The sequence below is a fragment of the Schaalia odontolytica genome (genome assembly GCF_024584435.1).
Taxonomy (GTDB): Bacteria; Actinomycetota; Actinomycetes; order Actinomycetales; family Actinomycetaceae; genus Pauljensenia.
Window position 1 is genome coordinate 2,307,366 of record NZ_CP102197.1, and the last position, 12,918, is coordinate 2,320,283.

General features: G+C 69.2%; 10 protein-coding genes. 6 read left to right on the top strand and 4 right to left on the bottom strand.

Annotated elements, in window-relative coordinates; all coding sequences use genetic code 11:
• The first annotated feature begins 179 nt into the window (after positions 1-179).
• From NQK35_RS10155 to NQK35_RS10165, 3 genes are all read left to right on the top strand, one after another.
• On the top strand, positions 180-1,238 hold the full coding sequence (locus tag NQK35_RS10155; RefSeq protein ID WP_257114104.1) for an o-succinylbenzoate synthase: 1,059 nt from the start codon (positions 180-182) through the stop codon (positions 1,236-1,238).
• Between the two features lie 9 nt (positions 1,239-1,247).
• A complete protein-coding gene (menD, locus tag NQK35_RS10160) occupies positions 1,248-2,885 on the top strand; it encodes a 2-succinyl-5-enolpyruvyl-6-hydroxy-3-cyclohexene-1-carboxylic-acid synthase (RefSeq protein ID WP_257114105.1) in 1,638 nt (545 codons plus the stop codon).
• A 108-nt stretch (positions 2,886-2,993) separates the two neighbouring features.
• The gene (locus tag NQK35_RS10165; protein ID WP_257114106.1) at positions 2,994-4,481 is read left to right on the top strand and encodes a S1C family serine protease; all 1,488 of its coding nucleotides are present in this window, start codon (positions 2,994-2,996) and stop codon (positions 4,479-4,481) included.
• 98 nt (positions 4,482-4,579) lie between these two features.
• On the opposite strand, the gene NQK35_RS10170 is transcribed toward NQK35_RS10165, so the two are convergent.
• The gene (locus NQK35_RS10170; protein WP_257114107.1) at positions 4,580-5,803 is read right to left on the bottom strand and encodes an isochorismate synthase; all 1,224 of its coding nucleotides are present in this window, start codon (positions 5,801-5,803) and stop codon (positions 4,580-4,582) included.
• 58 nt (positions 5,804-5,861) lie between these two features.
• On the opposite strand from NQK35_RS10170, the gene NQK35_RS10175 reads away from it, so the two are divergent.
• On the top strand, positions 5,862-6,569 hold the full coding sequence (locus NQK35_RS10175; RefSeq protein ID WP_257114108.1) for a class I SAM-dependent methyltransferase: 708 nt from the start codon (positions 5,862-5,864) through the stop codon (positions 6,567-6,569).
• A 133-nt stretch (positions 6,570-6,702) separates the two neighbouring features.
• Here the strand turns inward: NQK35_RS10175 and NQK35_RS10180 are convergent, their stop codons facing one another.
• Genes NQK35_RS10180 through NQK35_RS10190 form a run of 3 tightly spaced genes read right to left on the bottom strand, consistent with a single transcriptional unit; the run spans position 6,703 to position 9,664 of the window.
• Positions 6,703-7,875, bottom strand: coding sequence for a S8 family peptidase (locus tag NQK35_RS10180; protein ID WP_257114109.1), 1,173 nt, complete (start codon positions 7,873-7,875; stop codon positions 6,703-6,705).
• Positions 7,869-9,302: a hypothetical protein gene (locus tag NQK35_RS10185; protein ID WP_257114110.1), complete on the bottom strand. Its 1,434-nt coding sequence runs from the start codon at positions 9,300-9,302 to the stop codon at positions 7,869-7,871. Before NQK35_RS10185 ends, NQK35_RS10180 begins: the two co-directional genes overlap by 7 nt.
• A gap of 20 nt (positions 9,303-9,322) precedes the next feature.
• Complete coding sequence (locus NQK35_RS10190; RefSeq protein WP_232209832.1) at positions 9,323-9,664, bottom strand: hypothetical protein; 342 nt, start codon at positions 9,662-9,664, stop codon at positions 9,323-9,325.
• A gap of 1,585 nt (positions 9,665-11,249) precedes the next feature.
• Between NQK35_RS10190 and NQK35_RS10195 the strand changes: the two genes are divergently transcribed.
• Both NQK35_RS10195 and NQK35_RS10200 read left to right on the top strand, forming a co-directional pair.
• Positions 11,250-12,530 carry a geranylgeranyl reductase family protein gene (locus tag NQK35_RS10195; protein WP_257114111.1) on the top strand — a complete coding sequence of 427 codons (1,281 nt, stop codon included), beginning with the start codon at positions 11,250-11,252 and terminating at the stop codon, positions 12,528-12,530.
• A gap of 28 nt (positions 12,531-12,558) precedes the next feature.
• Entirely contained in the window at positions 12,559-12,918 is a 360-nt protein-coding gene (locus NQK35_RS10200; RefSeq protein ID WP_009212460.1) for an NADH-quinone oxidoreductase subunit A, read from the top strand.

Consider the following 12,918-nt stretch of genomic DNA (forward strand, 5'->3'; position numbering starts at 1 on the left):
CGGGGTTGCCGGACGCGCGAGCGTCAGCCGGAATCGCTGTAGCTTGCCAGTCGTTCGGTAATGCGCGGAGGGTTCGTGCCCAGACCGCGCAACGTCGAATACCCTACAAGCTCCGGAGCGAAGGAGTTGAGGCCCGGGCACGCGTGGGTCACAATATTACCGGTAAGTAAGGGGGAGACATGAACGTGGCGCCAGAACCGACGCTCCTACGCATTCCCATGCGCACGCTGAGTCGCCAGACGCGATACGCCCTCGAGGGCGTCACCGACGTGCTCGTCTACAAGATCGCGATGACGACTCGTTTCCGCGGGGTCACGCGCCGCGAAGGCCTCCTCCTGCGCGGCCAGGCCGGGTGGGGGGAGGCAGCTCCCTTCTGGAACTACGACGACGCGGAATCCTCGCGCTGGCTGGCGGCCGCGCTCGAGTCGGCGCGCCGATTCCCGCCGGTCGCCCGCAGGAAGTTCGTCCCCGTCAACGTGACGATCCCCGTGGTCTCGCCCGAGGACGCCCACGACCGGGTCATCGCCTCGGGCGGATGCGCGACCGCGAAGATCAAGGTAGCCGAGCCGGGCGTGAGCGTCGGACGCGACTGCGGGAGGATCTGCGCGGTCGCCGACGCCCTGCGCGCCACCGTCGGATCCCAGGCGAAGATCCGCGTGGATGCCAACGGAGCATGGGAGGTGGACGAGGCGTGCGCAGCGATCCCCGCGATGGCCAAGGCCGCCGGGCCCGTTCCCATCGAGTACGTCGAACAGCCCTGCCTGACTGTCGACGAACTGGCCGCGGTGCGTCGTCGCGTCGACGTGCCCATCGCCGCCGACGAGTCGATCCGCCGGGCCCACGACCCGATGGAGGTCGCGCGCAAACAGGCGGCGGACGTCGTCATCATCAAGGTTGCGCCCCTGGGCGGCGTACGAGCCGCCCTGCGGGTCGCACGCAAGAGCGGACTGGGCGTCGTCGTCTCCTCCGCGTTGGAGACCTCCGTCGGACTCTCCGTCGGTGTTGCCGCGGCCGCCGCCGTCCCCGGGCCGTCCCGCGCCGCCGGACTGGCCACCGCCTCGCTGCTGGTGGGGGACGTGACCGAGCCCCTCGTGCCCGAACGGGGCCGCCTGCCCGTGGAACGGCGCGAACCCGACCGGGAGCTGATCGACCGCACCCCCGTCGACGGGGACCTGATCGCGCGCTGGGGGATGCGCCTCGAAGGCATGGCCGAGCACCTGGGGGTGGCCTCCCGGTAGGCTGGGCCCATGCCCTCCGTCGATACCGCCAGCGCAATCCTGCGTGCCCTGAGCGCCCTGGGCGTCACGCACGTCCTGTACTGTCCCGGGTCACGCAGCGCGCCCTTCGCCTACGCCCTCGAGTCCGGGGCGTTCGGCGGGCAGGCGCGCCCCGTCCTGGACGAGCGCGGCGCCGGCTTCCTGGCGGTCGGCATGGCCCGCGCCGGGGCGCTTCCCGCCGTCATCGTCACCTCAGGAACCGCCGTCGCCGAACTCGCGCCCGCCGTTCTCGAGGCCTCCCACGCCCGGCTGCCCCTCCTCGCCATCACCGCGGACCGCCCCGGCGAACTGCGCGGCGTCGGCGCTTCCCAGGCAACCGACCAGTCGCGCCTCTTCGCCACTCACGCGCGGGCATGCATCAGCCTGGACGCGCAGGAACCCTCGGTGGCGCTCGCCGGGCACGTGAGCCGGGCCGTGGCCGCCGCCGTCGGCGCCCCCACCGGCGCCCCCGGCCCCGTGCAGATCAACGTCGAGTTCCGCGACCCGCTCACGCCCGCCGACGCGGGCGCGCGAGGGGAGGAGGAACAGCCGATTCGAGCGACCCGAGTGTCGGCGAGCGCGCCCACCCCCGTGCGCTGGGAAGACGCGGTCGGAGAGGCCAGCGTCGGCCTCATCGTCGCCGGTGAGGGGGCCAGCAGCCGCGCGCAGCTGTGGTCCCAGGCATCCGGGTTCCCCCTGCTGTCCGAGCCGGCATCGGGCGCGTGGGCGGGAGGGGGAGTGACCCCCTACGAGCAGTCCATCGTCGCGGGGCCCCTCGCCCGGGACGTGGACACCGTCGTCGTGACGGGACGTCCGACGCTCTCGCGGCCCATCCACGCCCTCCTGGCCCGCCCCGACGTTCGCGTCGTCGTCGTCGACCAGCACGCGCCGTGGACAGACATCTCGGGAAACGCCTCCACGGTCGTCGCCGACCTCGCGCCCCCGACCCGTCCCTGCAGCGCCGTGGCCGCGTGGGGGGCGCGAGTGCGAGAGGCCTGCGAACTCGCCGGGAGACGAATAGGCGACCTCCTAGCGGCGGGTTCGGGGCGCACGATGATCGACCTCGCCCGAGCGGTCGCCCGGGCGAGCGACGGCCCCCTCGTCCTGGGCGCCTCCAACCCCGTGCGCGCCTTCGACCTCGCGGTGCCCTCCCTGGAAGGACGAGCCGTTCACTCCAACCGAGGACAGGCCGGAATCGACGGGACCATCGCCACGTCGGTCGGCGTCGCCCTCGGGTCCGCCTCCCGCTCCGCCGGCGGGGGCGGGCGCGTCACCGCCGTCATGGGCGATCTGACCCTGTGCCACGATGCCTCCTCGCTGGCGCTCGCCGCGGCGACCCACTCGGACCTTGACATCGTTCTCGCCGACGACAACGGCGGAGGCATCTTCGCCACCCTTGAGCACGGCGCCGCCGCGAGCCGTGGCGCGTACGACCGGTGGTTCGGTCTGGCCCAATCCGTCGACTATGCGGCGCTTGCGAGCGCCTACGGCGTCTCTTTCGCGAGGTCCGACACCCCCGAGGAACTGAGCTCCATCCTGGCCACCCCCGCGCCCGGGCCCCGGTTGATCCACGCGCCTGTTGAGCGCGCCGCACACCTGTACGGCGCGATCCGCGACATTCTGCGCTAAAGGCGCGGGTTCGAGCCTTTCAGGATACTCCCAGGGTGTTTCCAGTGCCTCTTTGAGGAAGACGACCATACTGAGTTCCGACAGCCGAAGTGATAAGACGAGGGAACCATGACAGAGCCTCAACAACCACTCCACGACGCCGACTCGCCGCGTCGCGCCGAAACACCCAGCTACGAGCGCGGGGCGCTCCCCTCCGCGCACGCGGACGCAGCCAGCGAGCACTGGCCGCATCCCGGCCAGGCCGAGCAACCAACCCCCCGGATCCCAGGTGACGATGACGCCACGCGGGAGATGTACGGTAGCGCTGGCGACGCCACGCGAGAGATGCCCGCCCCCGCGGCCCCGTTCCCTCCCACCGACGCTCCCGGCGCAGCAGCGGCTCAGGCGGATTCGTACCTTCCGCCCACCGGGACCCCCTACGGGGACTACGCCGCCCCGGACGCGAGCGCCACCCCGACCGTCGTCGTCACGAAGAAAGGCCCGGGCTGGGTCGCCCTCGTCGCCGCAATGATCCTGACGGTCGCGATGACCCTGGGGGCCGTCCTCTACCTGCGTCCCGCGCTGCTGCGCGCCTCCACCCCCACCAACATGAACGGCGGCACCGTCAGCGCCGTTCCCGCCTCGTCCAGCGATGGGACGGACTGGAGCGCCGTGGCCTCCGCCGTCTTGCCGGCGGTCGTCACCATCCAGACGCAGGGAGCCTCCTCCTCGGGAGGCACCGGATCCGGCGTCGTCTACGACGCCCAGGGAGACATTGTCACCAACTACCACGTGATCGCCTCCGTCATCGGCGGTGGAAAGATCCAAGTCACCCTCGCCGACGGGCGCCTGTACAGCGCCCACATCGTCGGCCACGACAGGACCACGGACCTGGCGGTCATCCGGCTGGACAACCCGCCCTCGGACCTCACGGTCGCGCGATTTGCCAGCTCTTCAGCCCTGAAGGTCGGTGCCCCCGTCATGGCGATCGGCGCGCCCCTGGGCCTGTCGAACACGGTGACCACCGGCATCATCTCCGCCCTCAACCGACCCGTCGAGGTGTCGATGGAAGACTCCTCGACCCAGCAGGACCCGACCCAGGCCTCCTCCGACCTCGTCGTCACCAACGCCATCCAGATCGACGCCTCCATCAACCCCGGAAACTCCGGCGGCCCCCTCTTCGACGCGTCGGGTGCCGTGGTCGGCATCAACTCCTCAATCAAGTCGCTGTCCTCCTCCTCGGACGGGCAGGCCGGGTCGATCGGTCTCGGCTTCGCGATCCCCTCGGACCTGGTCGTCTCCGTGGCAGACCAGCTGATCGCCTCGGGACAGGCCTCCCACGGCATGCTCGGCGTCACCGTGCGCGCCGCGACCACCACCATCGGCAACGACACCTTCGTCGGCGCACAGGTCCAGGACGTCACCCCCGGCTCGGGCGCCGCCACCGCAGGCCTGCGCTCTGGCGACGTCATCACGAAGGTCGAGGGGCAGGAGGTGACCAGCCCGAAGCAGCTCATCGGCTACGTGCGCCGCTACAAGGCCGGCGACACCGTCACCATGACGGTTGCGCGAGACGGTGCCACCTTCGATGTTTCCGTCACGATCCAAGGCTCCTGAGCAGGAGGGCGCGGATACCCCGGAAGATGCTGCCGCCGCGTGCTCCCCGCGTGGGGAACACGCGGCGGCAGGCGCACGGCCGTGTGGCGAGGGGATCCTCAGACCCCGAGCGCGTCCAGCAGGGGACGCATCTTCGCCTCGGTTTCGGCCAGCTCCGCATCGGGATCGGAGTCCGGCATGATGCCCGCTCCCGCGTAGAGCCTCAGCCGCGTGCCCGACGCCAATCCGCAGCGCAGGGCAATCGCGAACTCTCCGTCCCCGGACGCATCCACCCAGCCCACCGGACCCGAGTAGCGCCCCCTCTCGGTGTCCTCCAACTCCTCGATGAGGCGCATCGCGAGATCGCGGGGAGTACCGCACACGGCGGCCGTCGGGTGCAGCGCGGCCACCAGGTCCAGGAGGCGGGCGTCAGTCAGGCGCGCGGACACGTCCGTCGCCAGGTGAACGACGTTCGGCAGCTCCAGGAGGAACGGCCCCCGGGTGCTCACCTCGGAGCACAGACGCGCCAGGATCGTGGAGACGGAATCGGAGGCCAGAGCGTGCTCGCGCAGGTCCTTGTCGCTTCCCGCCAGCCGCTCCCCGTCCCCGGGCGCGCAGGTCCCAGCCAACACGCGCGACGACACGGCCCCGCGCCGGGCCGAGACGAGCATCTCGGGGGAGGCCCCCACCAGGGAAGCCACGCAAAAGCGCCACGTCAACGGGTATAGGTGGCTGAGGCGCTCCAGCAGGTAGCGCTCGTCAAAGCCGCGCGAGCAGCGCACCGTCATGTCGCGAGCCATGACCGCCTTGTCGGCCGCCCCCTGGCGCAGGCGCGCCGCCATCTGGCGGACCGAGTCTCGCCACTGGCCCCGCGACATGGAACCGTGGCCGCAAGACAGCGAGTCGGGCACGCGCGGGCTCCGCCTCGCCTCGCTCATCGCGGCGTCCACGGCCTCCAGTGGATCGGGGGCGCGGCCGATGCCCGCCGTGATCGCCCAGCGCGCCCCGGCCTCGTCGATGACGGTCAGGGAGGGCACGAAGGCCACCGAGCGGGCGGGGGAGCGGAACGCGAAGGACGCGAAGAGCACGGGGGCGGGCCCCTCGCCCGGGGCAGGGGCGGCGACGGTCTCCCACGCGGCTCGCACCTGCGCGATCGCGTCGGCGCTCGCGGACTCCAGGGTGAGCGCGCGGCCCAGGCCGACCATCTGTCGGCGCGCACCCAGCCACGCGGCGCCGCCCGAAGCGGGCAGGAGCTGGGTCAGTGAGCAAGTAGACCCCGGGTGCGTTGCGGGCAGGGCCGTCGCCCGAAAGACGAGGCGCGAGCATCCGGAGTTATCGTGCATGGGTCCCATGGTAGGAGCAGGGGCGGCGGCGCGCTGAAAGACGTGCGAGGATTAACGCATGAACGAAGCCCCGCGCGCAGACCTGCACAAGGTTCCCGATGAGATTGCCTCGATGTTTGACTCCGTTGCCTCGCGCTACGACATGATGGATGCGCTGATGACGGGCGGTTTGAACAACGTGTGGATGGCCGCCCTGCGCAAGGCGGTCGCCCCCCACCCCGGCGAGCGCATCCTGGACCTGGCGGCCGGCACCGGCACCTCCTCGGCCGCGCTGGCCAAGGGCGGCGCCGAGGTTGTTGCCTGCGATCTGTCCGAGGGCATGATCGAGGTGGGACGCGAGCGCCACCCCGACATTGAGTTCGTGCGCGGCAACGCGATGAGCCTCGACTTCGAGGAGGCGTCCTTCGACGCGGTGACGATCTCGTGGGGCCTGAGGAACATTCCCGACCCGGGCCTGGCCCTGCGCGAGATGATGCGCGTGGTGCGCCCCCGCGGACGCCTCGTCGTGCTGGAGTTCTCCACCCCCACGTCGCGGGTGTTCCGCGGCCTGTACGGCGCCTACCAGTCGACGGTGATGCCCGCGCTGGCGCGCGTGGCCTCCACGAACGACGGCGCCTACGACTACCTGGTGGAGTCGATCCGCCAGTGGCCCTCGCAGGAGGAGGTGGCGCGCATGATCGCCGCCAACGGCTGGCGCGAGGTGGAGTACCGCAACCTGACGGGCGGCATCGCGTGCCTGCACCGGGCGGTGAAGCCGCTGCCCTAGGGCCCGCTCAGCAGCGACGAGGCCGGGGTCCCCGCGTGGGGATCCCGGCCTTCGCGCGTCGGCGGGGCGCCGCCGAGCCGGGCAGGCCGGGCCGGAGATCCGCCGCGCCGAAGATCCACCGCACGCGGCCGGGTTATTTGGTGTGGTATCGGGGGCTTGTGCCGATGTGTGTGGGGTAGGGGTTGTTGGTGGAGGTGAGGGTTGTTTCGTTGAGGCCTCGGTAGGTGTAGGAGTTGTCGTAGATGATTTCGGAGGGGTCTACGATGCCGTCGGCGTATTGGCGTACCTCTTCGGGTGTGGGGCTGGTTCCGCCGCCCTTGTCGGCGAGCGGGTTCTCGTCGGGGTATTGGCTGGGGTCGGTGTTGATCATGGAGGCGGGGCTGGCCAGGCCGTATCCGGTGTACTGGTTCCATCCGCCGTCGGTGTTGACCGTGGTGTGGACCAGGAGCTGGAGGAGCTGGTTCGCGGTCGCGTCCGGCCACTTCTGACGCGCCAACGCCAAGAAACCCGCCACGATAGGAGTCGAGATCGATGTCCCATTGGTCTCGATAATTTGTGAGGTCCCATAGTCGTAGGCCTTAATTGGGCCTCCGACGGCGGCTGTCGTCACCCCCCGACCCCAGGAAGAGTAGTCGGCTCGCGCGCCGTTGACATCAACCGCAGAAACGCCGACCACGCCCGACCACGTCGCAAGGCTCCCCGAGTCGTTATCGGAGGCACTGTTTCCTATGCCTGCAACGATGATTGTTCCCGAGCTCATCGCCCTGGCCATCGCCCACTTGAGTGAGGCGTTACGGTCATTAGAGCTAATCGAAATGCTGATGATCTGGGCACCGTCGTTGATCGCGTGGTTGATGAGCGACGCGTGCTTATAAATTACTGCCGAATCTTTGCACGAGGAATCGGCTGTCGAGCCGCTGCTCATGGTCTGATAGCTGTTGAGCGTGACATCGGGTGCGACACCGTACTCACGGGCAACCAACAGTGAAGCAACCTCCGTGCCGTGTCGACGGCTGTCGTTACTCGGGTTGACGGGGCAGGGGCTCTTATCGCTGATTGACGCGCCGCTAAGCTCGGCGACAGACGTATCGACTGGTCCGTCGATGATTGCGACTGTCACTCCCTTGCCGGTGTAGCCCTTGGCTCGTGCCTGGTCGAGGTGGTAGTAGGCGAAGTAGGGCTGGTCGGCGGCCGTGATGGTGTCGGCGGCGCTCGCCGGGGAGGCCTCAATGACGGGCGCCGCGAGGGCGAGGGCGGTCGCGCAGGCCGCCGACAGGGCGATGCGGGTGCGGAGAGAAGTCACCATTGGCGCGGATCCCATCCGTCGTCCTTGCGCGGGGCGGGCGCAATGTCCTTGTCCGATCCGTAGGTCTGAGACATCGGGTTGACGTAGCCCGCGGGCACTGCCCCCTCGTCCTCGTCCAGGTAGCGGTAGGGCTCGTACTTGCGCCGACGCCTCTTCTTATCCTCCTTGGCGCCGCCCGCGCCGGCTCCCATCCCGCCCATCATCGCGGGGTGAGCGGAACCTGCGCCACCCTGGGGTGCCTGGGTGGCGGGAGGGGTGTAGGTGCCGAATCCCCTGCCGCCGAAGGAGCCGACCCGCAGGTCCGAGGCGCCCGCAGCGCCGATCCCCGCCGATCCCATCCGCGCGGCCCCGCGCAGGCCCAGCGCCCCCGCGCCGAGCATGGCCGCGCCCCCGAGCCGACCGGCCGTGGTTGCGTCGGAGGCCGGACCGCCGTTGATGCGCCACAGGGGATGGTCGATGTCGGTGGGATTCGCGGGAACGTGCCCGCCCCACACGTAGCCGTTGCGGTGGTGGTTCGCGTTCACCCGCGTGTGCATCAGGTCCACGCCCATCAGGTCCTGCGGATCCGTGATCGGCCTGTCGTAGGAACCCTTCGCGTCCGGCGGAAGGTAGCGCCTGGCCACCTGGTGCGAGGCCAGCGCGCGCCTGCGCATCGCCTCCTCCGTGTCCGGATCAGCGTAGCCGTCCGGGTACAGGGACTTGTCGGAGCGCAGCGGGGCCCGCCCGTAGTCGTCGGCGGCGCTGCGACCGTAGACCCCCGCGTCGTGGGGCGAGTACTGGACGTGACCTCGACCGAGGTTCTCCTTGGTGCTCGGGGGAAGCGGAGCAGAAGGAACATCGATGCTGCCGTAACCGGTGTTGGGTCCTGCCTCCGTCAGGTCTCCCATGCCCCCGCCGAGTTCGCCCGTCGCGGCGTTGATGCGGTCAAGGATCTCGGCTGCGGCCGCCTCGCGCTGCGCGTTCGCCTGGGCCTCCACCGCGTTGACGTAGGCCACCCCTGTCGCGAGCACGGCCGAAGCGACGAGCCCCGGAACGGGCGCAAGCACGGGCGCGAAGGGTAGCGACACCGTGGCGGCGCTGCGCAGCGCCTCCGTCTTGGCATCGAGGAGGGTGGGGGAGAGCTGCCTCGCGTCCGCCTTCGCCTGCGCGACGGCCTGCCGGGCCGCCACGTAGTGGGTGATTCCGCGCATGTAGTAGTCCCGCTTGGACTCAAGTCGGGCAACCGTCTTATCCGCCCACGCCTTCAAGGCATCCCCGGTCTGGCCGGTGAAGCCCTGGTGCTGCTGGAAGTGGCGCACCCGCTCGATCGCCTCCTCGAAGCCGCGCAGAACGCGCCGGTGCTCGCTGTCCCACGCGCTCAGCTCCTCGGTGTGGTCCGCCTGCGCGGCGAACGTCATCACTCGGTCGTACATCGGTGAAGAAACCATGATCGTCGTTCTCCTGTCGCTCAGAACTCGGGCATCTGGCCGGCCGGGGCGGGCGCATCCGCAGGCTGCGCGCTCGGGGCAGCCGGGGCGGAGGGGGAAGCCCCAGTGCCCGACGCGCTGGGAGCCGAAGCAACGGCCCCCGACGTGCTGGTCCCCGACGCGCTGGGAGCCGCCGGGGCGGAGGACGCAGCGGTTGCCGCCGGATCGGACTGAAGGGCGTGGTTGATTGCCTCAAGCACCGCCGCGTTGCCCTCCTCGGTGTTCTCGGCCTCCTTCTCCGCGATCGACAGATTCGTGCGGAAGGTATCGAAGATGTCCTTCTCGTCCGTGAGCATGTCGTTGACCGAATCGAAGAACGCCACGGTTTTCTGTCGGAAGTCCTGCGTGCCCGGCTCGCTTGGCCACCGCGTCTGCGTTTGAGCGCTATTGAGCTGGTGAGTTGCATCGTTGGAACGAGAGAGTGCAGCTCCCCCATCCTCCATGTCCCCATGCGTTTGCGCGTGGGAACTGCGATTGAAACCGTAGTCGGCCATGAGCATGCTTCCTGTCGTCGACCGGCGCGTCAAGAGGCGGCGCGCGGGTCAGAATTCTCGCGTTAGTCACCAAGTGTATGGATCCGACCCGGCGGGGGCAAACACGCCCCCGGTCTCTCGGCGTGTGCGCCTTGATCTTCCTGCGGGGTGTCGAGCAATCTCGCGAGTATCAGGACCTCAACGCGCCGCGAAGACGAGCGGGCGGCTCCGTGAGGAGTGAGAGACGTGTGCATTCCGGGTGAGTGTGACACTTCATCGACCGACGGTACCAGTGGGCAATGGGTCTCAGGGGCAATGGGCATGCCGGGTGACGGGTCCGCGGGGTGATGGCGGGGCACGTGCCGACCGCGCGGCCGAGTGCGGCCGTTGCGTCGGCCCCCGCCCGTCCGCTTCGATGCTCCAACAGCGTCGGTTGAAACCCAGGCCGCCCCTGTCTTGCTGTTTTGGGGGCTGGTTGAAACCCAGGCCGCCCGTGTCGTGCTGTTTTGGGGGCTGGTTGAAACCTGGGCCGCCCCTGTCTTGCTGTTTTGGGGGCTGGTTGAAACCTGGGCCGCCCGTGTCGTGCTGTTTTGGGGGTTGGTTGAAACCTGGGCCGCCCCTGTCTTGCCGTTTCGGGGGCCGAATGAAACCGAGACCGCCCCTGTCTTGCCGTTTCGGGGGCCGAATGAAACCGAGACCGCCCTGGCCTGACGAGAAACGTCCATAATCGGCGTTTTCTACGAAGCAGGGGTGGTCTCGGTTTCATGTTCCGCTTCCCTCCGTCCCACGGTTGCCTCCCACCCGTGGGCTGGGGCGGTCTCGGTTTCATGTTCCGCTTCCCTCCGCCCCACGGTTGCCTCCTACCCGCGGGCGGGGGTGGTCTCGGTTTCATGTTCCGCTTCCCTCCGCCCCACGGCTGCCTCCCACCCGCAGGCGGGGGCGGTCCCGGTTTCACCGCCCTCCTGCCCGTGGCGGGGAAGTCCTGGGGGCGATCGGCTGGGGTGGTCTGGGTTTCATGTTCCGCTTCCCTCCGTCCCACGGTTGCCTCCCACCCGCGGGCGGGGGCGGCCCCGGTTTGACACCCCGCTTCCCTCCACGCCCGCCGACAGCAGACACGCTCACTCCCACGACGGGCGCAACCGAGACCATCCAGGGCGGACTCCCCTCGCACATGTCCTATGACAGCGGTCGCAAGAACCTCAACTCTCCGAGAGCGAGGCCACGATTTACGACAGAGAATCGTTGCGCAAATTGGGTGCCCGGGAGGTTCTCGGATGCGCCGGTTTTCCCGAGATACAGCCAAAAAGTAACGTAGGTCGCCGACTGAGGGTTACCTGGCTAGGCTTTCTCGCGGAAGTGAGGTGCCGTGCACGCCTCACCCGCCTATGCACATTCGCGCGGACGAACCCGCGCGCCCACACTACGGAGGAACGCGGTGGCATCCACCATGCCTGGCGACATGAGCGCCGACGTTGTCGTCGTCGGCGCGGGCCCCGGCGGCTCCTCCACCGCCTATCACCTCGCCCAGGCGGGCCTCGACGTCATCCTCCTCGAAAAAAACACCTTCCCCCGCGACAAGATCTGCGGCGACGGGCTCACCCCCGCTGCCGTCCACGAACTCATCGCCATGGGTGTGGACACCACCGGGTGGATGCGCAACCGAGGCCTCACCGTCATCGGCGGTGGACACACCGTCCACATGGACTGGCCCGACCAGAAGTCCCTGCCCGGATACGGCATGACGCGCGCCCGCACCGACCTCGACCACGCCCTCGCCCGCCGCGCCCAGGAAGCCGGAGCGCGCCTGTACGAAGGCGTCACCGTCACCGGAGCCATCCAAGACGGCTCCGGCCGCGTCACGGGCGTCACCGCCAAGAGCGGGCGCGGGAAGAACGCCACCGCCCTCACCGTGCGGGCCTCCATCACCGTCGACGCCGGGGGAGTGGCCGCCCGACTGGCCACCGGCCTCGGCATCGACAAGAAGATGAACCGCCCCATGGGCGTCGCCGCCCGCGCCTACTTCCGCAGCCCCCGCGGGGACGAAGAATGGATGGAATCCCACCTCGAACTGTGGAGCGGAGCCCCCGGAGCCTCCGACCTGCTTCCCGGATACGGGTGGATCTTCCCCATGGGCGAGGGGGTCGTCAACGTCGGCCTGGGCTCCGTCGCCTCCCGCGCCGGTGCCACCAACCTGCCCTACCGCGACGTCTTCAAGGCGTGGACCGCCAATCTGCCGGGCGAATGGGGATTCACCCCCGACAACCAGATCGGACCCCTGCGCTCCGCCGCCCTGCCCATGAGCTTCAACCGCAAGCCCCACTACACCCAGGGCCTTGTCCTCGTCGGAGATGCCGGCGGCATGGTCTCCCCCTACAACGGAGAAGGCATTGCCCCCGCCATGAAGGCGGGACGCTACGCCGCCTCGTGCATCGCCCAAGCCCTGCGCCGCGCACATCGCGCCGGCATCGACCGGGCCATGAGCGAATACCCCCACATGCTCCGCGACGAATACGGGGGCTACTACCAGCTCGGCCGGATCTTCGTCGCGCTCATCGAAAACCCGACAATCATGCGCACCTGCACGAACGTCGGACTGCCCATGCCGCGCCTCATGACGCTCGTCCACAAGCTCCTCTCGGACGGGTACGAGAGGAGCGGCGGCGATTTCGACGACCAACTCATCACAACGCTGACCAAGGTGGTGCGCCCCGCATGAGCACCGCCAACCACAACCGGGAGGAACGATGACGAATCCCTACGTGCCGCTGCTCATCATGTCGGCAGCCGCCCTCGTGCTGGCATTCGGAGGCCTGGGTGCCTCCGCGATCCTGGGCCCCACCAAGAAGTCCAAGACCAAGGCCGACAACTACGAGTGCGGGATCCAACCCACCAGCGCCCACCTCACCGACGGCCGTTTCCCGGTGCGCTACTACCTGGTCGCCATGACCTTCATCATCTTCGACATCGAAGTTGTCTTCATGTACCCGTGGGCCGTCAGCTTCAACCAGCTCGGCCTCTTCGGCCTGATCGTCATGATGAGCTTCCTCGTCACCCTGTGCGTCCCCTACGCCTACGAATGGCGACGCGGCGGCCTGGACTACTGA

Excerpts from the sequence above, each read along its gene's own strand:
- NQK35_RS10185 (WP_257114110.1), bottom strand. The coding sequence starts at position 9,302 with ATGGTTTCTTCACCGATGTACGACCGAGTGATGACGTTCGCCGCGCAG.
- NQK35_RS10170 (WP_257114107.1), bottom strand. The coding sequence starts at position 5,803 with ATGCACGATAACTCCGGATGCTCGCGCCTCGTCTTTCGGGCGACGGCC.
- NQK35_RS10165 (WP_257114106.1), top strand. The coding sequence starts at position 2,994 with ATGACAGAGCCTCAACAACCACTCCACGACGCCGACTCGCCGCGTCGC.
- menD (WP_257114105.1), top strand. The coding sequence starts at position 1,248 with ATGCCCTCCGTCGATACCGCCAGCGCAATCCTGCGTGCCCTGAGCGCC.
- NQK35_RS10180 (WP_257114109.1), bottom strand. The coding sequence starts at position 7,875 with ATGGTGACTTCTCTCCGCACCCGCATCGCCCTGTCGGCGGCCTGCGCG.
- NQK35_RS10200 (WP_009212460.1), top strand. The coding sequence starts at position 12,559 with ATGACGAATCCCTACGTGCCGCTGCTCATCATGTCGGCAGCCGCCCTC.
- NQK35_RS10155 (WP_257114104.1), top strand. The coding sequence starts at position 180 with ATGAACGTGGCGCCAGAACCGACGCTCCTACGCATTCCCATGCGCACG.
- NQK35_RS10175 (WP_257114108.1), top strand. The coding sequence starts at position 5,862 with ATGAACGAAGCCCCGCGCGCAGACCTGCACAAGGTTCCCGATGAGATT.